Source organism: Leclercia sp. UBA5076, from assembly GCF_002416465.1.
In the GTDB taxonomy this organism is placed as follows: Bacteria; Pseudomonadota; Gammaproteobacteria; order Enterobacterales; family Enterobacteriaceae; genus Enterobacter.
Map to the genome: position 1 here is coordinate 87,258 of NZ_DIAO01000002.1, position 17,799 is coordinate 105,056.

Consider the following 17,799-nt stretch of genomic DNA (forward strand, 5'->3'; position numbering starts at 1 on the left):
AATTAAGTACTATCCTGGACAATCCATGACCAGGCTTTGCTAGCCTGATTATTCAGGCAAAGCTCAAACCGGAGGTATTCTTTGCTGATTAAACTTAAGAAAGAACGAACCCATCAGGAGGATCGTCGTCTTGCCCTCTGGCTGGCGACCTCCGCAGGATTGCTGAATGCCATTGCGCTGGGTGCTTTTGGCTTCTTTCCTTCCCATATGACAGGCAATACCTCACAATTTTCCAGCGAAGTCTCCTCAACGGATCTGAACGATATTATTTTCTTCGCCACCATTATTCTGTCTTTTGTGACCGGGGCAATTATTGCGCGGATCATTGTTTTATGGGGCATCATGCACAATGTGCGGCTCATTTTTTGTCAGGTTTTGTTTATTGAAGGGTTATTACTGGCCGGCGTCTCTCTGCATGAAATCTATTTTCATACCTTCACGACTAACAGGGAAATTATTGTTTTTCTCTGCGGGCTGATGGGTATTCATAATTCCACCTCCACCCAACTTTCCGGCGGACGGGTACGCTCCACCCATATTACTGGCACGTTAACCGACGCAGGCATTTCGCTGGCCTCTGTGGTGGTGGCGATGCTACGCCGGGATTACTCCAAAGATACCGCCGCACAAACCAGCCAGCTTACAACCCACCTCACCACCCTTTTCTCGTTTATCACGGGAGGGATTGCCGGGCTGGTCCTGTTCAGGTGGTTTGGGTTTAATGCGATGCTGGCCCTGGGCTTAATGCTGGTTTTCGTCGCCACCTTCTCTATCATTAGCACCTCGCTGCGGGTGCGAAAGGTTCGCGCTGCACTCAGCAAATAACAATCTCTACTTCTTCATTAAGTGACGGTGTCACTTAATGAAATTATCTTTAAGACTATTCTGCCTGCCGGTATCCAGCCCTTACCCCGTAAGGCTTAACCTCATATTTCCGCAGTATTCATAAGGTTAGGAATAATACCGCTTCGCTGGAACCCTTCCCAAACCCTTGCTATAGCTCAAATACCCCTGCCAAAACATGGCATAACAACAGGCAATCGATGGTTGCTATAACGAACGCATGCGCACAGGGAGACACACCGCAATGCATACTTTATTAAAACGCTCGCTGCTTTTTGTCGGCGCCATTATTGTGGTCGTCGCCCTCCTCGTCTGGGGAATTGGGCTGGAGACGATCAAAGCGCGCCAGGTTGACCTGGTTTATCTCGGGCAACAGCATCTGATTTTAGTCTTCTCATCCATGTTCTTCGCCCTGCTGGTCGGTATCCCCAGCGGTATCTTGCTGAGCCGTCCGGCCGCACGAGGTATCGCCGAATACGTTATGCAGATTTTTAACGTCGGCAACACCCTGCCACCGCTCGCAGTTCTGGCCCTGGCGATGGTGGTGATTGGCATCGGCGATACGCCCGCCATTATCGCCCTGTTCCTCGCCTCGCTGCTGCCGATAGTGCGTAACACCTACGCTGGTCTGTGCTCGGTTCCGGCATCATTACTGGAAGCGGCAAACGGCATCGGGATGACCAAATGGCAGCGTCTGCGCCAGGTGGAGCTGCCTAACGCCTGGCCGGTAATGCTCTCCGGTATTCGTATTGCCACCGCCATTAACGTCGGTACCGCACCGCTGGCCTTCCTGATTGGCGCCAGCAGCTACGGCGAGCTGATTTTCCCCGGCATCTACCTGAATGATTTCCCGACGCTAATCCTGGGCGCGGCGGCCACCGCCCTGTTCGCCCTGATTCTGGATACTTTGCTGGCGGCGCTGGGCCGTCTGATGAGCCCGCATCTCGCGCGATAACAATAATAAGGAGCTTCTATGAGACTATTTACCGGCCTGGCGGCGCTCTGTACCGCCGCGCTCTTTACCAGCCAGGCGCTCGCGGCGCCGTTGATCCTGGCGACCAAGAGTTTTACCGAACAGCATATTCTCTCGGCGATGACCGTGCAGTATCTGCAAAAGAAAGGGTTTGAAGTTAAGCCTCAGACCAACATTGCCACCGTCATTTCCCGTAATGCGATGATCAATAAGCAGATCGATATGACCTGGGAGTATACCGGCACCTCGCTGATCATCTTTAACCACATCAACAAACGCATGTCGCCAGAGGAGTCTTACGAGACGGTGAAACGCCTGGATGCGAAGCACGGCCTGGTGTGGCTCAAACCTGCTGACATGAACAACACCTACGCCTTTGCCATGCAGCGTAAGCGCGCCGAGGCAGAAAATATCAACACCATGTCTGAGCTGGTGGCGAAGATTGAGCAGGTGCGCAAAACCGATCCGGATAACAACTGGATGCTGGGTCTGGATCTGGAGTTTTCCGGGCGCAGCGATGGCATGAAGCCGCTGCAGGCGGCCTACAACATGGAGCTCGATCGCCCGCAAATTCGCCAGATGGACCCAGGTCTGGTCTATAACGCGGTGCGCGACGGCTTTGTCGATGCCGGGCTGGTTTACACCACCGACGGACGCGTTAAAGGCTTCGATCTGAAGGTGCTGGAAGATGACAAAGGTTTCTTCCCGAGCTACGCGGTGACCCCGGTAGTGCGCAAGGATACGCTGGAAGCCAACCCGGGGCTGGAAGAGGCGCTGAATACCCTCTCTGCCCAGCTCAATAACGACGTCATCACCGAGCTGAACAAGAAGGTGGATATCGATCATCAGTCACCGCAGCAGGTCGCCCGTGATTTCCTGCGTAGTAAGCAGCTGCTGTAAGGAGGCGCTATGGATACTATTCACTACATTCTTGATAACTGGGGTTACATCATGACCCTGACCTTCCAGCATCTGTGGCTGGTGGCGCTGGCGGTGGGCTTGGCCATTATTATCGGCGTGCCGCTGGGCATTCTGATCGTGCGTCACAAATGGCTGGCGACGCCGGTGCTGGGGATTGCCACCATCGTGCTGACCATCCCGTCCATTGCTCTGTTCGGCCTGATGATCCCCCTCTTTTCCATGATCGGTCAGGGTATTGGCGCCCTGCCCGCCATTACCGCGGTGTTTCTCTACTCGCTGCTGCCGATTGTGCGTAACACCCATACGGCGCTGGACAGCCTGCCGCCCGGCCTGCGCGAAGCGGGTCGCGGCATCGGCATGACCTTCTGGCAACGCCTGCGCTGGGTAGAAATTCCGATGGCGCTGCCGGTGATTTTCGGCGGCATCCGTACCGCGGTCGTAATGAATATCGGCGTGATGGCCATTGCCGCCGTCATCGGCGCGGGCGGGCTTGGCCTGTTGCTGCTAAACGGCATTGGCGGGAGTGATATTCGTATGCTGATTGCCGGCGCGCTGATGATTTGTCTTTTAGCGATTGTGCTTGACTGGTTACTGCACCGTCTGCAGATCGTTCTGACTCCAAAGGGGATTCGATAATGATAAAACTGGAAAACCTCACCAAACAATTTTCACAGAAGCACGGCCAGACTTTTAAGGCCGTAGATAACGTCAACCTGAACGTGCCCGAAGGGGAGATGTGCGTCCTGCTCGGCCCATCCGGCTGCGGCAAAACCACCACCCTGAAGATGATTAACCGGCTGATTACCCCGAGCAGCGGCACCATCCAGATCAACGGCCAGGACACCAGCGAGATGGATACCGTGACCCTGCGCCGCAACATCGGCTACGTGATCCAGCAGATTGGCCTGTTCCCGAACATGACCATCGAAGAGAACATCACCGTGGTGCCGCGCATGCTGGGCTGGGATAAAGCCCGCTGTAAAACCCGCGCCGAAGAGCTGATGGATATGGTAGCGATGGATCCGCATAAGTTCCTTAACCGCTATCCGCGGGAGATGTCCGGTGGTCAGCAACAGCGTATCGGCGTGATTCGCGCCCTGGCGGCGGATCCTCCGGTACTGCTGATGGATGAACCTTTCGGTGCGGTGGACCCGATTAACCGCGAGGTGATCCAGAACCAGTTCCTCGAGATGCAGCGCAAGCTGAAAAAAACGGTGATGCTGGTGAGCCACGATATCGACGAGGCGCTGAAGCTAGGGGATCGTATCGCCGTCTTCCGCCAGGGGCGCATTGTCCAGTGCGCCAGCCCGGACGAACTGCTGGCGAAACCGGCCAATGAATTTGTCGGCTCGTTCGTTGGCCAGGACCGCACCCTGAAGCGTCTGCTGCTGGTCTCCGCGGGCGATGTCACGGATCAACAGCCAACTCTGACCGTGCGCCCGGTCACGCCGCTGCCGGAAGCCTTCGCCATCATGGACGACAACGACATTCGCGCCGTCACCGTGGTGGATGAAAACGGCAAACCGCTGGGCTTTGTGAAGCGCCGGGAAGCGCGCAATGCCACTGGCACCTGCGCCGATCTGCTCCACCCGTTCCGCATGACCGGCAAAGCGGAGGACAACCTGCGTGTGGTGCTGTCACGGCTGTATGAGAGCAACACCAGCTGGATGCCGATTGTTGATGAAGAGGGGCGCTATAACGGCGAAATTTCTCAGGACTATATTGCGGAATACTTAAGCTCCGGCCGCACGCGCCGGGCGCTGAATATTCACAGCGACAGTTGATATTGTAAGCCGGGCCTTGCCCGGCTCTTCGCATTGCTAACCCCGCGTTTTCCCGTCAAAATATTGTATCTTCCTCATATACGCGTAACCCATGCATCGACTCCATGCTTACCCTGACATCCGCGCGATGTTTCGCCGGTTGCTGATCGCCAGCGTGATTGGCGTGCTGGCGGCCCTGGCCGTGGCCCTGTTCCGCCATGCTCTCTATTTACTGGAGTGGCTGTTTCTGAGTAACGAAAGCGGCAGTCTGGTGAATGCCGCCAGCGCCCTGTCGCCCTGGCGACGCGCACTGACCCCTGCCCTCGGCGGGCTGGCTGCCGGGCTGCTGCTGTGGGGATGGCAAAAAAAGACCGCGCAGCGGCCCCATGCGCCCACCGACTATATGGAGGCGCTGGAAACGGGTGACGGACAGTTTGACTACGCCGCCAGCCTGGTCAAATCCCTGGCGTCGCTGCTGGTCGTCGCCAGCGGCAGCGCCATTGGCCGGGAAGGGGCAATGATCCTGCTGGCCGCCCTCGCCGCCTCCTTTTTTGCCCAGCGCTTTACCCCCAAAACGGAATGGAAACTGTGGATTGCCTGCGGTGCCGCCGCCGGGATGGCCAGCGCCTACCATGCCCCGTTAGCCGGAAGCCTGTTTATTGCTGAGATCCTGTTTGGCACCCTGATGCTGGCCTCGCTCGGCCCGGTGGTGATTGCCGCCGTGGTCGCCCTGCTCACTACACGCCTGCTCAGCCCCGGCGCGAATACGCTCTATGAGGTACACCTCAGCGAAACGCTGACCGGGGTGGATTATTCATTGATCGTGGGAATGGGCCTACTGGCCGGCATCTGCGGCCCGGCGCTAATGTGGCTCATGGCCTTCAGCCATTCCCTGTTTCTCCGCCTTAAGCTCTCTCCGCCCTGGCAGCTTGCGCTGGGTGGTCTCATCGTCGGCCTGCTGTCGCTGCTGACCCCTAAGGTCTGGGGAAATGGCTACAGCGTGGTGCAGGGGTTCCTGCTGGCGCCGCCGCTGCTGTCGGTCATTGTGGGGATATTTATCTGCAAGTTGCTGGCAGTGCTTGCCAGCAGCGGCTCTGGCGCACCAGGTGGGGTTTTCACCCCAACGCTGTTTGTCGGCATGGCGACCGGTATGCTGTTTGCCCAGTTGTTTATGCTGTGGTTGCCCGGCGATGAAACCGCGATTTTACTGGGGCTGGCAGGAATGGCGACGCTGCTCGCCGCCACGACGCACGCGCCAATCATGTCGGCGCTGATGGTTTGTGAAATGACCGGGCAGTACGTTCTGCTGCCCGGTTTGCTGATCGCCTGTGTGGTGGCGTCGGTTTTATCGCGAACGTTACGCCACGACTCGATCTACGGCCATCACCCCGCCGAAGGCAGAGAGGTCGATATAGTGCGCTAAGTCGCGCTGCTCGGCGCGCGGCAGGTACGGCAGTTCACCCACCAGTGGCGCCGGCAGCTTTTTGCTTAACACATCGATAATTTCGGCGTAGTGCGCCAGGCCCGGATTGATGCGGTTCGCCACCCACCCCACCAGCGGCAGGCCATCATTGGCGATGGCCTGGGCGGTCAGCAGGGCGTGGTTGATACAGCCCTCCTGAATGCCGACCACCAACAGCACCGGTAATTGCTCTTGTACCACCCATTCGGACAGCGGACGCAGATCGTTCATCAGGCTGCGCCATCCGCCGGTCCCTTCAACGACCACGTGATCCACTTGCTCGCCCAGGCTGGCAAGCCCGTTCGATAACAGGGTGTAATTCACCAGCCCACTGTGCGCCACGCTGCTCTCATCTTCGCTAAGCGCAATGGGGTTAATGGCATGATAAGGCAGTTCTAAAGAGGAGACACTTTGTAGCACCAGCGCATCTTTATTGCGCAATCCCTCTGGCGTCTCTTTACTCCCTTTGGCTACCGGCTTGTACCCTGCAACACGCTTTCCGCTGGCCATCATGGCTTGCAGCAAGGCGCGGGACACCACCGTCTTGCCGACAGAGGTATCAGTACCCGTTACAAAGAAACGCTTAAGCATCACTGACTCCACCGTTATGCTCTGAAAATATAAATGAAGGAAATAATTCAGTGGAGGAAGTCTAAGGTATGCGCTATCCGCCCGGTTTGAGATAGCGCAATTTTTGGTAAGACTGTAAAAAACAGTTAACCCTGCAACAGACGAATCAATAGTGAACCGTTATACATCGCATCCTTCACCAGCGCCGCACCGGCCATCGTCCCCTGATTGGTGAACTGAGTACTTTCCACCACGATGTGTTGGCTGTAGGCCGGCAAGGACTGCTGGCGAATGGAGTCGGCGATTGCCGGGAAGAGCACATCCGACGCCTGGCTCAGGGGCGAGCCAATCAGGATTTTCTGCGGGTTAAAGAGGTTAACCATAATGGCAATAATCCGCCCGACGTTAGTGCCGACGCCAGTGATGATATCTTTTGCCAGCAGATCGCCCTGCTGCGCGGCGGCGCAGAGCGACTCCACCGTCAGAGGCTGGCCGTGGAGCGCCGAGCTCATCGACTGGCCGAGCCGGAGCTGGGCCAGCTCCAGCACGCTGTCAACGCTGGCGATAGTCTCCAGACAGCCGTGGTTACCGCAATAACAGCGCTTGCCATAAGGATCGACCTGGGTGTGACCAATCTCCACCAGGCTGCTGCTGCCCGCATGCAGCAGGCGCCCATCGGTGATCACCCCGGCTCCCACGTTGTGGTCGATCACCACCTGAATCACGTCGCGCGCGCCGCGAGAGGCACCGAACAGTGCCTCGGCCATCGTCCAGGCGCTGATATCATGCTGAATATAGACCGGCACGCCGGTGTGATTTTTCAGCACCTCGCCCAGCGGCATCTCTTTGACGTCGTCGTAAAATGGCATCCGGTGGACAATCCCATTTTCCGTATCAATGATACCGGGCATGGTGATGGCAATGGCGGTGAGGCGCTCCAGCTTCTGCTGATGATGAATGAAGAACTGATCGATCAGGGCGGTGATCCGCACCTCCAGCGGCTCGGCAGCGTGCAGTTCAAGCGGCAGCCGGTCTTCCACTACCAGCTTGCTGCTGAGATCGCGCAGCGCAAGGTAAATTTCACCGCGGCTGATGCGCAATGAGAGGTAGTGCCAGGCTTCGGTTTCCACCACCAGCCCAACGGCCGGACGGCCACGACTGCCCGGCTCCTGAATTTCTGTTTCCTGTACCAGGTGAGCTTCGAGCATCTCACGCACAATCTTGGTGATACTGGCGGGTGCCAGTTGCGCAAGACGAGAAAGATCGATGCGCGAGACCGGCCCAAGCTGATCAATCAGGCGATATACTGCACCTGCATTGGTCTGCTTAATCTGATCAATATGCCCTGGCTGACTATCAGCAACCACCACGTACTCCCTTATTTTCGCGCTTCGAAATAAACTGTGGGCTATGGTGAAGCACTTCTACAGTAATCGTCAAATTTTTACTTAGCCTTGTGATTTACAGCACATTTTTACCCGCATTTTTTGCCGGTCAGCGCCCTGACGAGGCAGCGATCAGCAGATCTTTGAACCGCTGTGCCGCCGCGCTGAGTTCATGGTGTTTTGACCATACCAGCCACATCTCTGAAACCGCGTCCGGTTCGGCGAGCGCCACCCAGCGCATCTCATGGAGCTGAAGCCGCCTGAACGAGGCAGGCAGGATCGAGACCCCCAACCCCGCCGCCACCAGTCCGATAATGGTCATCGCCTCGCCCACCTCCTGGGTAATCATCGGGTTTACCCCATAGCGCCGCAGTAATCCCAGAATGTCGTCGTACAGACCGGTGCCAACGTGCGGGTCAAAAAAGACAAACGGCTCCTGCGCCAGCTCCGTCATCGAGATTTCAGCTCTTGCCGCCAGAGGGTGACCGCGGTGGACCATCGCCAGCAGCGGCTCCCGCAGCACCCGCTGCCAGGCCAGCGTCTCCGGCAGACGGGTATTGCGCATCAGGCCAAGATCGAGCGAGCCTTCGCTGAGGGGAACAATCTGCTCCCGGGTGTTGATCTCCCGGGTCTGGATATGCACATCCGGCGACAGGCGGCGAAACGACGAAAGGGTATGAGAGATGGCGCTAATAAAGGGCGCGGAAGAGGTAAACCCGATGCGTAGCTCGCCGGTTTCGCCATGGTGAAGGCGTTCTGCCCGGGCGGCCGCTTCCTCCACCATGCTCAGGATCTGGCGGCTGTCCGCCAGAAATTGTCGCCCTGCGGGGGTCAGCCCGACGCTGCGGTTGGTGCGCGCCAGCAGGCGAGCGCCTACCTGCTGCTCAAGAACCTGGATTTGCTGGCTGAGGGGCGGTTGGGAGATATTGAGCCGCGCCGCCGCGCGCCCAAAATGGAGCTCCTCCGCGACGGCGACAAAATAGCGCAGATGACGCAGTTCGATATTCATATTTTAAATGTATCATTTGAGATTATTAATATATTAGACAGAATATTTACAATTTCCTACCCTGATCCTTGTGGTCATACCCGTCACCAGAAATCACGGGGATGTTGAAGCAAGGAACTTACGTGAGTCGGACTACAACGGCTGATATCGCCCCGAACAATGATATCGATCTCCTCCCCAACAACGCGCAACCGGTTCGGTTTATCAAACGCGGCACCCCGCAGTTTATGCGCGTCACGCTGGCACTTTTCTCCGCGGGGCTAGCCACCTTTGCCCTGCTCTACTGCGTGCAGCCGATCCTGCCGGTGCTATCCCAGGAGTTTGGCGTCTCCCCGGCCAGCAGCAGTATTTCCCTCTCAATCTCGACCGGGATGCTGGCGGTCGGCCTGCTCTTTACCGGCCCGCTTTCGGACGCTATCGGACGTAAGCCGGTGATGGTCACCGCACTGCTGCTGGCGTCGGTCTGTACCTTGTTGTCGACGATGATGACCAGCTGGCACGGGATTTTAATCATGCGCGCGCTGATCGGGCTTTCGCTCAGCGGCGTGGCCGCGGTGGGTATGACCTACCTCAGCGAGGAGATCCACCCCAGCTTTGTCGCCTTCTCGATGGGGCTCTACATCAGCGGTAACTCCATCGGCGGCATGAGCGGGCGGTTGCTGAGCGGGGTCTTTACCGATTTCTTCAGCTGGCGGGTAGCGCTGGCGGCGATCGGCTGCTTTGCCCTGGCCTCCGCGCTGATGTTCTGGAAAATTCTGCCGGAGTCGCGCCATTTTCGCCCCACCGCGCTGCGGCCCAAAACGTTGCTGATTAACTTCCGCCTGCACTGGCGCGATCGGGGTCTGCCCCTGCTGTTTCTCACCGGTTTTCTGCTGATGGGCTCGTTTGTCACCCTCTTTAACTACATCGGCTACCGGCTGATGCTCTCGCCGTGGCATCTGAGCCAGGCGCTGGTGGGCCTGCTTTCGGTGGCCTACCTGACCGGCACATGGAGCTCACCGAAAGCCGGGGCGATGACCACCCGCTTCGGGCGTGGGCCGGTAATGATCGTTTCCACCGGCGTGATGCTGGCCGGGGTTCTGCTGACGTTGCTCGCTAACCTGTGGGTGATTTTCGCCGGGATGTTGCTCTTCTCCGCCGGTTTCTTCGCCGCTCACTCGGTCGCCAGTAGCTGGATCGGCCCGCGCGCCCGTCGCGCCAAGGGCCAGGCCTCGTCGCTGTATCTGTTCAGCTACTATCTGGGCTCCAGCATCGCCGGGACGCTCGGCGGCGTGTTCTGGCACCAGTATGGCTGGAACGGCGTGGGCGGGTTTATTGCGCTGATGTTGTGTGGGGCGCTGGTAGTGGGCAGGCGTCTTCATTGCCGTTTGAAATGAGATCACAATCTGGTTAATACCAGGAGCAAATCTAATCTTGCCGTTAGTGGCAACCCCGTCCTGGTGCGAAACAAGTTCGGGGTTTTTCGTTTTTAATCATTCTAAATTCTATATCAAGCATTAATAAACAATGGCTTAAAGCATGTTGTTCATTTACTCATCATTGCTTATAAGTTAGGCTCCCAATGGATTACCCATACACATGATAAGGAAAATCAATTATGGCAATACCGGCTTATCTTTGGCTAAAAGACGATGGCGGCGCTCTCATCAAAGGGTCTGTAGATGTAAGGCACCGTGAGCAATCTATAGAAATCACATCATTCAGCCATAATCTGTATATCCCGACCGATAGCAATACGGGAAAACTTACAGGGACACGCGTACACGGTGCCCTGATGTTCGAAAAGGAGTTTGATAGTTCATCCCCTTATCTCATGAAAGCTGTAGCCACCGGGCAAACTCTTCAGAGTGCCGAATTTAAATGGTATCGCATCAATGATGCAGGCCAGGAAGTTGAGTATTACAACATGTTCCTGGAAGGGGTGAAGATTGTATCAGTCACACCAATGATGCATGACACAAAAACTGTGATAAATGCAGGTCACCTTGAGCAGGTACATTTACGCTACGCTAAAATCACGTGGACGTTCAAGGACGGAAATATTCAGTATTCCGACGCATGGGCAGAACGTGTAACCGGGTAACTATGCATGGATAGTGTTGAAGAACTTAACGGGACGTATTTCTATAAGGGATACTCCAACCTTTCTGCCGGAGAGTTGCTCTTTTGGATTTTCCTTGATGAAGCGGCTGAACAGTTCGGAACAAGCGATCTTTTAACAGTTGGGCTAATTTTGCCTGGTCAGCCTGAAATAGTGACAAGAGGCAAACCTGGAGGGACAACCCCAGGAACATCACTACTCAGTTCACAGTTACGTCATTGGCTAAATATTGAAACCAGACGCTTACCCACCCTGACTAACTCAAGTATCAGAAGAATGAAGTTTGCCTATGTTACTAATCTCGGGGCATTTGTAGGAAGATGGATTCCAGTCCTTGGGATTTTTGTTATTGCTGCCGATATCTCAGCCATCGCTTATAAGGCGACAATGAAATACAACACCATAGCCAGAGGAAACGACAAGTTATGGTGACAAATGAAGATGTGATTACTTGGTACTGTGAAAAGTTCAACAAGCCTGCCTTGTTCACCAGGAAGTCATGGCCCGTAACTCTTGATACCAGCCTCTCCACAGGTGATTACGTTTGGGCGAGTGAAACAGGGGCAGACATCATGAGGGAATATTTTCAACGTTTTGATGTGGACCCTGCAAACTTCGACTTTTACCGATACTGGCCTGAGGAGACATTTATCCTTTACTCTTTATTCACTAGTGGAAAGGACGACGATGAACCCGAACCGTTAACACTTCGTATGCTTTTTGAGTCTGCAAAGGCAGGCAGATGGTTATATGACTGACAAGCTAAAGGGCTATTTATTCTCCTTTGTCATATTCGCTCTGCGCTATTGCCTGGCCCCCTTCTTTGACGTGCATAAGTTGAATGCATGACAAGCGCATGAATCGCGTTACACTCCCCTGATTACTTCCTACTGAACGAGAACAACAACTATGCAGAAAAACGATTCTTATCAGCAACTCACCCGCACCTTCCAGCGTCTCTCCCGCTTCTCGCACCTCTCCGCCATCGCCAGTTGGGACATGTTCACCATGATGCCTCCCGGCGGCAGCGCCGCACGAGGTGAAGCCCTGGCGGAGCTGAGCGTCCTGCAACATCAAATCCTGACCGATAAAAACGTGGCCGACTGGCTGCGTAACGCCGAAAGCGAAGATCTTAACGACGTTGAACAGGCCAACCTGCGGGAGATGAAACGCCACTATCAGCAGGCTGCGCTGCTGCCGGAATCGCTGGTTGAAGCAAAATCGCTGGCGGGCAGCAAATGCGAGCATGCCTGGCGCACCCAGCGTCCGGCGAACGACTGGCAGGGTTTTGCCGTCAACCTGAAAGAGGTGGTGAAACTGAGCCGGGAAGAGGCCCGTCTGCGTGCCGAAGCCAAAGGCTGCACCCCTTACGACGCGCTGCTGGATATCTTCGAGCCGGATATGACCAGCGCCCGGCTGGATGAGCTGTTTGGCGATCTCAAAACCTGGCTGCCGGATCTGCTGGCGCAGGTGGTCGAGAAGCAGGCGCACCACGCCTTCGTGCCGCCGCAGGGCCCATTCCCCACCGCCATCCAGCGTGAGCTGGGGCTGGAGGCGATGAAGAGCCTTGGATTCGACTTTAATGCGGGCCGTCTGGACGTCAGCGCTCACCCATTCTGTGGCGGCGTGCCGGAAGATGTGCGCATCACCACCCGCTACAACGAAGACGAACTGTTAAGCGCCCTGTTTGGCGTGATCCACGAAACCGGCCATGCGCGCTATGAACAGAACCTGCCGCGCAACTGGCTCGGTCAGCCTATCGCCCTGGCGCGTTCTACCGCTATCCACGAATCCCAGAGCCTGTTCTTTGAAATGCAGCTCGGACGCAGCAAGGCATTCCTCAACCACCTGCTCCCGGCCGTCCATGAACGTTTCGGCACCCAGGCGGCCTTTACGCCTGAGAATTTTGTCGCCTGGAACCAGCGGGTGAAGCCTGGCTATATCCGCGTGGATGCCGATGAAGTGAGCTATCCGGCACACGTCGTGCTGCGCTATGAAATTGAGCGGGCGCTGATTAACGGCGAAATCGAGGTGGAGGACATTCCGGCGCTGTGGGATGAAAAAATGCAGGCCTGGCTGGGCTTATCAACAAAAGATAATTACCGCAACGGCTGTATGCAGGATATCCACTGGACCGACGGTGGCTTTGGCTACTTCCCGTCATACACCTTAGGCGCTATGTACGCCGCTCAGTTGTTCAGTGCGGCCAAAACCGCGCTACCGGGACTGGACGCATCCATCGCCGCCGGGGATTTCAGCGCCCTGTTCGACTGGCTGCGCCAGAACATCTGGCAGCACGGCAGCCGTTTCACCACCGCCCAGCTGATTGAGCAGGCGACCGGGGAAGATCTCAACGTCCGTTATTTCCGCGAACATCTTACCTCCCGCTATCTGTAACCTTCCTCGCCGGGTCATCGACCCGGCGTTGTACATACCGTTACACGCCGATACCAAACACTCACGGAAGCCCCGAAATTTCAGGGATATAGTTCTTTCAACGGCCCCGCAGTGGGGTTAAATGAAAAAACCAATTCGAGGGTAAGATGATGAAAAAAGTATTAGCTCTGGTTGTTGCCGCTGCTATGGGTCTCTCTTCTGCTGCATTCGCCGCTGACGCTGTTGCCAACACCGCGGCTCCGGCTGCCACCTCTACCGCGGCACCGGCTGCGAAAACCGTGCAGCATAAAAAACACAAAAAAGTCGCAGTACAGAAAGCGCAGGCGGCTAAAAAGCACCATAAAAAAGCTGTGAAAAAAGAAGAGGCCGCACCTGTAGCCCAGAAAGCGCAGGCAGCAAAAAAACACCATAAAAAAGCAGTGAAACACGAAGCTGCTGCTCCAACCGCAAAACCGGCTGCATAAGCCCGCTTAGCTTAACGTGTCCGCGACGGGCACGTTGGTCATCGGCGCTGTACCGGCAAGGTGGCAGCGCCGTTTTTTTATCCGGAGGGCGTTATGTTGCAGCGCTATCGGTTTGAGGTAATTCTTGTCACGCTTATTTTATGCGCACTTGTCGCGGGTGTGTTTTATATTTCCTGACTGTAGTACGCTGATTTTACTCCCACTTTCGCGCTGTCCCGTCTATAGTTAATTACCAGGGTTCATATTTAATAATCATAATTAATCCCTTTAGAGTGTGATATGCGTAAATCTGTTGCGATTGTGCTGGGAACATTTTTTCTCTTTTCTGGATTAAGTCATGCGGACGATGGCGACAACGAGGCCGCGAACGCCAAAGAGATTCAAACGCTCTTTTTTGGTCATGACGATCGCACGCGTGTCGCCGATCCGTCCCGCGCGCCGTGGGAGGCTATTGGCCAGCTGGAGACGGCCAGCGGAAACCTCTGTACCGCCACCCTCATCACCCCTCGACTGGCGCTGACCGCCGGACACTGTCTGCTGGTGCCGCCGAAAGGTAAACCGGATAGGGCCGTTGCCCTGCGCTTCATCTCGCAAAAGGGGAGCTGGCGTTATGAGATCCACGGCATTGAAGGCCGCGTCGATGCCTCATTAGGCAGACGGCTGAAAGCCGATGGCGATGGCTGGATTGTGCCGCCCTCTGCCGCCTCGTGGGATTTTGGTCTGGTGGTGTTGCGCAACCCGCCGTCGGGGATCACCCCGCTACCGCTGTTTGCCGGGGATAAAGCGGAGCTGACCGCCGCCCTGAAAGAGGCCGATCGCAAGGTGAGCCAGGCGGGATACCCGGAAGATCATCTGGATGTGCTGTACACCCATCAGGACTGTATCGTCACCGGCTGGGCGCAAAACAGCGTGCTGTCCCATCAGTGTGATACCCTGCCCGGCGACAGCGGTTCGCCGCTGATGCTGAATACCGCCGCAGGCTGGCAGCTTATTGGCGTTCAGAGTTCGGCCCCGGCGGCAAAAGATCGCTGGCGGGCCGATAACCGCGCCCTGTCGATCACCGGTTTTCGCGACAAGCTGGCAGAGCTGGCACAGCAGTGACTTAACACTGGCGCTGCTGCCGTAGCGCCATAATCGCCTCTATCGGCATCGGCTGACTGTACCAGTAACCCTGCAGCTGATCGCAGCCCGCCAGACGCAGCAGCTTCATCTGTTTTTCGTTCTCCACCCCTTCTGCGACCACCGTCATCCCCAGCGCGGTGGCAATGCGCACCGTACCGCTCACCAGCGCCGAGGCCTGTTCGTCATGATCCACCAGCCCGGCCAGGGATTTATCTATCTTGATGGTATTGAAGTTAAAGCGGCGCAGATAGCCGATACTGGAGTAGCCGGTACCGAAATCGTCCAGTGCCACCGCGATACCCTGCGCCTTAAGATTATTGATGGCTGAGCGTGCCCGCTCGGGATTTTCCAGCACGTAGGTTTCGGTTACTTCCAGCTGCAGGCGCGTAGGGGGAAAGTGGCTGAGGGCCAGCGCGCCTTCCACTTTGGCTTCAAATTCGGGATCACGAAACTGCGCCGGGGAGATGTTGACCGAGAGTTTTAAATCCGTGTATGGCTCCAGATCCTGACAGGCCCGGCTGAGGACAAACTGCCCCAGGCCGTAAATCAGACCGCTGGTTTCGGCGACGGTAATAAACTCATCCGGCGCCAGCGGCCCCTGGGGACGCCGCGGCCAGCGCACCAGCGCTTCCACGCCGACCATTTTCTGGCTGCGGGCATCGATGATCGGCTGATACCAGACGTCAAACTCATTGTGTTCCAGACCATGACGGATCTGCCCCTCAATGGCCAGCCGACGCTCGCGAACGTTGTTCAGCTCGGCATCATAGTACGTCACCCGCCCCTTGCCGGTAATTTTCGAGTGGTACATAGCAATATCGGCGCGACGGAACAGCTCGGTGCTGGTGCACTCCACCAGCGTGCCGCTGGCGATGCCGATACTGGCGCCAATGTGGATGGAACGCTCACCAACAATGATGGGCGAGTGGAGATAATCAAGCACAAAGCCGGCAAACGCCGAGGCCAGCGCTTCGGCGTTGTCGCCCCCGATGGTCATGGCAAACTCATCGCCGCCCATGCGGGCCAGCATGCCGTCTTTGGGCACATTGTCACGCAGCGCGCCCGCGATGATGACGATCAGCGCATCGCCCACCTCATGGCCGTAGATATCATTGACGTCCTTAAAGCCGTCGAGATCGATAAACACCACGCTTTTGCGATCGGTATCGCCGCGCTGGCTCACCCGCTCCAGCTCTTCAATCAGCGCCCGGCGATTGGGTAGATGACTCAGCCAGTCGGTGCGCGCCACCGACCGCGCCAGCGTCTCCCCCCGCGCCAGTTTATACAGCCCCACGCAGCTGAAGAGGATAAACAGCAAAATCAGCGTCGCGGTGAGCAAGACGATCTGCGTGATGTCGAGGGAGGCCGCTTTCGCCGCTGCGGCCCCCGGCAGGCGCGGCTGCCACGAGAGATAGCCCAGCACTTCGCCGGAGGAGCTTTTTAGCGGCACACTGACATCGCTCACCCGCTCTGGCGTAAAGGTCAGGTTGTCGATCTGAAACGTATTCCCGAGATCGCGCAGAATTTGCGGGTTGATATGGCGGGTAATCACCAGAAAACGACGGGTATTGTCCCCCACCCGCAGGCTGCCAATCGTCGGGCGTATCAGGCCAACGCCAACAAAAGCAATCCCCGCCCGGGTACGGGTGATCCCGGCGTAGATGTTTTTATCCGAGCGCAGGGCGTTGGTATGCATCAGGATCAGCGATTTCAAACCGTCGCCAAAGAAGTCGAGGTTTTTTTCGGCAAAAGGCTGGCCTTTGAACGATCCCCACAGCACCCGAAACCGTTCGTCGAGTACAAAGGTGCCGTCATAGAGGTTATTCACCTTGTAGCCTGCGCCCCAGGTGTTGTAGAGCCAGTCGATGTCGAGCGCCGGGCGATAGGCCTCCCGCACGGCATCGTCCCAGACCGCGTTATCAATCACCAGCGACCAGACCCGGTTCACCGATGTCTGAATGGCGCCCTCTACCGAGAGCGCGGTGCGCTGCTCGTCGATTTCGTTGGCTTTACTGCTGATAAGGTTGAGGGAGAGGTAGAGCAAGGCGACCACAGAGAAAATTAAGCCGACCCCTGCCATGAAGATCATGGCAAACAAGGTCCTGGCAGAAGGAATTTTATGCCAGCTTAAAGGGTTACGCATTCAGTCACCGTCCTTTTTTATGCCCTCCGTCTAAGCGTAATACAGGAGATAAATTTCGCTGCCCGTAATGACAGGCAGCGACGTTATCAGGCCAGTTTTATCATGATCATTCCGGCGAGGAGCAGCACCAGGCCAATCCACCCTTTTTGATTCAACCGCTGCCCAAACAGGATCCAGCCTGCGGCAAGCGTTGCCGCAATACCAAACCCGCCCCACAGGGCATAGGCGACCGACAGATCAATCCCCTTTACCGCCTGCGACAGGGCGCTGAAGGCGCCCAGTACCGCGGCAATCGACAGCAGGCCGTAGGTTTTGCGGCGAAAACCGTCTGAGAATTTCAGCAGAACGTTGGCAATAATTTCGAGCGCGATAGCCAGGGCTAACCAGGCGGCATGGATCCACTCAAACTGCTGCATGGGTCACCTCCGCACGCGATTTTGCCGGTTTTCGGGTGCCGGATTTAATTAATATGATGCCTGCCACCAGCGTCGTCAGCCCGGCCATTTTCATCAGGGAAAGCGACTCATCAAACAGCAGCACGCTGAACAGCGTAATTAACAAAATACCAATACCTTCCCATAACGCGTAGGCCACGCCCAGTGCGATTTTTTTAACCGCAAAACTGGGTGATGCTGCCAACTTACTG

Annotated in this window: 19 protein-coding genes; 13 read left to right on the plus strand and 6 right to left on the minus strand. The window is 56.4% G+C overall.

All coding sequences use genetic code 11. From position 1 onward, the window contains the following. Nucleotides 1-81 precede the first annotated feature (81 nt). The 6 genes from B3X29_RS01635 to clcB all read left to right on the plus strand — a co-directional run bounded on the left by B3X29_RS01635 (nucleotide 82) and on the right by clcB (nucleotide 5,923). Nucleotides 82-825 (plus strand): YoaK family protein, encoded by a 744-nt coding sequence (locus B3X29_RS01635; RefSeq protein WP_156654421.1) that lies wholly within the window; start codon nucleotides 82-84, stop codon nucleotides 823-825. Between the two features lie 262 nt (nucleotides 826-1,087). After that, nucleotides 1,088-1,798, plus strand: a complete 711-nt coding sequence (gene osmY / locus B3X29_RS01640; RefSeq protein ID WP_156654420.1) for an osmoprotectant ABC transporter permease OsmY — start codon at nucleotides 1,088-1,090, stop codon at nucleotides 1,796-1,798. Nucleotides 1,799-1,816: 18 nt separating this feature from the next. Next, nucleotides 1,817-2,716 (plus strand): osmoprotectant ABC transporter substrate-binding protein OsmX, encoded by a 900-nt coding sequence (gene osmX / locus B3X29_RS01645; protein ID WP_103824509.1) that lies wholly within the window; start codon nucleotides 1,817-1,819, stop codon nucleotides 2,714-2,716. 9 nt (nucleotides 2,717-2,725) lie between these two features. Beyond that, nucleotides 2,726-3,373 (plus strand): osmoprotectant ABC transporter permease OsmW, encoded by a 648-nt coding sequence (osmW, locus tag B3X29_RS01650; protein WP_114387163.1) that lies wholly within the window; start codon nucleotides 2,726-2,728, stop codon nucleotides 3,371-3,373. Beyond that, complete coding sequence (gene osmV / locus B3X29_RS01655; protein WP_103179439.1) at nucleotides 3,373-4,521, plus strand: osmoprotectant ABC transporter ATP-binding protein OsmV; 1,149 nt, start codon at nucleotides 3,373-3,375, stop codon at nucleotides 4,519-4,521. The genes osmW and osmV overlap by 1 nt, the downstream gene beginning before the upstream one ends. Nucleotides 4,522-4,612: 91 nt before the next feature. Continuing rightward, nucleotides 4,613-5,923, plus strand: a complete 1,311-nt coding sequence (gene clcB / locus B3X29_RS01660) for a voltage-gated ClC-type chloride channel ClcB (RefSeq protein ID WP_159338991.1) — start codon at nucleotides 4,613-4,615, stop codon at nucleotides 5,921-5,923. Here clcB and bioD read toward each other — a convergent pair. The 3 genes from bioD to B3X29_RS01675 form a co-directional block, all read right to left on the minus strand. Continuing rightward, entirely contained in the window at nucleotides 5,858-6,553 is a 696-nt protein-coding gene (gene bioD, locus B3X29_RS01665) for a dethiobiotin synthase (protein ID WP_103179437.1), read from the minus strand. The genes clcB and bioD overlap by 66 nt on opposite strands. A 125-nt stretch (nucleotides 6,554-6,678) precedes the next feature. Continuing rightward, nucleotides 6,679-7,899 carry a sugar metabolism global transcriptional regulator Mlc gene (gene mlc / locus B3X29_RS01670; protein ID WP_103179436.1) on the minus strand — a complete coding sequence of 407 codons (1,221 nt, stop codon included), beginning with the start codon at nucleotides 7,897-7,899 and terminating at the stop codon, nucleotides 6,679-6,681. 127 nt (nucleotides 7,900-8,026) lie between these two features. Then, entirely contained in the window at nucleotides 8,027-8,926 is a 900-nt protein-coding gene (locus B3X29_RS01675) for a LysR family transcriptional regulator (RefSeq protein ID WP_159338993.1), read from the minus strand. Between the two features lie 122 nt (nucleotides 8,927-9,048). Here B3X29_RS01675 and B3X29_RS01680 point away from each other — a divergent pair, with 122 nt between their 5' ends. From B3X29_RS01680 to B3X29_RS01710, 7 genes are all read left to right on the plus strand, one after another. After that, on the plus strand, nucleotides 9,049-10,302 hold the full coding sequence (locus tag B3X29_RS01680) for an MFS transporter (protein ID WP_159338996.1): 1,254 nt from the start codon (nucleotides 9,049-9,051) through the stop codon (nucleotides 10,300-10,302). Between the two features lie 221 nt (nucleotides 10,303-10,523). Then, nucleotides 10,524-11,009: an Hcp family type VI secretion system effector gene (locus tag B3X29_RS01685; protein ID WP_103179433.1), complete on the plus strand. Its 486-nt coding sequence runs from the start codon at nucleotides 10,524-10,526 to the stop codon at nucleotides 11,007-11,009. A gap of 6 nt (nucleotides 11,010-11,015) precedes the next feature. Further along, nucleotides 11,016-11,459 (plus strand): STM2901 family protein, encoded by a 444-nt coding sequence (locus B3X29_RS01690; protein ID WP_159338998.1) that lies wholly within the window; start codon nucleotides 11,016-11,018, stop codon nucleotides 11,457-11,459. Further along, nucleotides 11,453-11,785 (plus strand): DUF1493 family protein, encoded by a 333-nt coding sequence (locus B3X29_RS01695; RefSeq protein WP_290503277.1) that lies wholly within the window; start codon nucleotides 11,453-11,455, stop codon nucleotides 11,783-11,785. The genes B3X29_RS01690 and B3X29_RS01695 overlap by 7 nt, the downstream gene beginning before the upstream one ends. Before the next feature lie 151 nt (nucleotides 11,786-11,936). After that, nucleotides 11,937-13,424, plus strand: a complete 1,488-nt coding sequence (locus tag B3X29_RS01700; protein WP_159339000.1) for a carboxypeptidase M32 — start codon at nucleotides 11,937-11,939, stop codon at nucleotides 13,422-13,424. Between the two features lie 149 nt (nucleotides 13,425-13,573). Next, the gene (gene asr, locus B3X29_RS01705; RefSeq protein WP_103179429.1) at nucleotides 13,574-13,888 is read left to right on the plus strand and encodes an acid resistance repetitive basic protein Asr; all 315 of its coding nucleotides are present in this window, start codon (nucleotides 13,574-13,576) and stop codon (nucleotides 13,886-13,888) included. A gap of 279 nt (nucleotides 13,889-14,167) precedes the next feature. Continuing rightward, a complete protein-coding gene (locus B3X29_RS01710) occupies nucleotides 14,168-14,989 on the plus strand; it encodes a trypsin-like serine peptidase (RefSeq protein ID WP_103179428.1) in 822 nt (273 codons plus the stop codon). A gap of 1 nt (nucleotide 14,990) precedes the next feature. Here the strand turns inward: B3X29_RS01710 and B3X29_RS01715 are convergent, their stop codons facing one another. The 3 genes from B3X29_RS01715 to mdtJ all read right to left on the minus strand — a co-directional run. Continuing rightward, nucleotides 14,991-17,153 carry a bifunctional diguanylate cyclase/phosphodiesterase gene (locus tag B3X29_RS01715; RefSeq protein ID WP_159339002.1) on the minus strand — a complete coding sequence of 721 codons (2,163 nt, stop codon included), beginning with the start codon at nucleotides 17,151-17,153 and terminating at the stop codon, nucleotides 14,991-14,993. Nucleotides 17,154-17,239: 86 nt separating this feature from the next. Next, nucleotides 17,240-17,569 carry a multidrug/spermidine efflux SMR transporter subunit MdtI gene (gene mdtI, locus B3X29_RS01720; protein ID WP_103179426.1) on the minus strand — a complete coding sequence of 110 codons (330 nt, stop codon included), beginning with the start codon at nucleotides 17,567-17,569 and terminating at the stop codon, nucleotides 17,240-17,242. Then, nucleotides 17,556-17,799: multidrug/spermidine efflux SMR transporter subunit MdtJ (gene mdtJ / locus B3X29_RS01725; protein ID WP_290503278.1), on the minus strand; the 244-nt coding region annotated here is incomplete at its 5' end. The genes mdtI and mdtJ, both read right to left, overlap by 14 nt.

Coding starts and splice junctions, on each gene's coding strand:
- osmY (WP_156654420.1), top strand. CDS start 1,088: ATGCATACTTTATTAAAACGCTCGCTGCTTTTTGTCGGCGCCATTATT.
- osmX (WP_103824509.1), top strand. CDS start 1,817: ATGAGACTATTTACCGGCCTGGCGGCGCTCTGTACCGCCGCGCTCTTT.
- osmW (WP_114387163.1), top strand. CDS start 2,726: ATGGATACTATTCACTACATTCTTGATAACTGGGGTTACATCATGACC.
- osmV (WP_103179439.1), top strand. CDS start 3,373: ATGATAAAACTGGAAAACCTCACCAAACAATTTTCACAGAAGCACGGC.
- clcB (WP_159338991.1), top strand. CDS start 4,613: ATGCATCGACTCCATGCTTACCCTGACATCCGCGCGATGTTTCGCCGG.
- bioD (WP_103179437.1), bottom strand. CDS start 6,553: ATGCTTAAGCGTTTCTTTGTAACGGGTACTGATACCTCTGTCGGCAAG.
- B3X29_RS01675 (WP_159338993.1), bottom strand. CDS start 8,926: ATGAATATCGAACTGCGTCATCTGCGCTATTTTGTCGCCGTCGCGGAG.
- B3X29_RS01685 (WP_103179433.1), top strand. CDS start 10,524: ATGGCAATACCGGCTTATCTTTGGCTAAAAGACGATGGCGGCGCTCTC.
- B3X29_RS01690 (WP_159338998.1), top strand. CDS start 11,016: ATGGATAGTGTTGAAGAACTTAACGGGACGTATTTCTATAAGGGATAC.
- B3X29_RS01695 (WP_290503277.1), top strand. CDS start 11,453: ATGGTGACAAATGAAGATGTGATTACTTGGTACTGTGAAAAGTTCAAC.
- B3X29_RS01700 (WP_159339000.1), top strand. CDS start 11,937: ATGCAGAAAAACGATTCTTATCAGCAACTCACCCGCACCTTCCAGCGT.
- asr (WP_103179429.1), top strand. CDS start 13,574: ATGAAAAAAGTATTAGCTCTGGTTGTTGCCGCTGCTATGGGTCTCTCT.
- B3X29_RS01710 (WP_103179428.1), top strand. CDS start 14,168: ATGCGTAAATCTGTTGCGATTGTGCTGGGAACATTTTTTCTCTTTTCT.
- B3X29_RS01715 (WP_159339002.1), bottom strand. CDS start 17,153: ATGCGTAACCCTTTAAGCTGGCATAAAATTCCTTCTGCCAGGACCTTG.
- mdtI (WP_103179426.1), bottom strand. CDS start 17,569: ATGCAGCAGTTTGAGTGGATCCATGCCGCCTGGTTAGCCCTGGCTATC.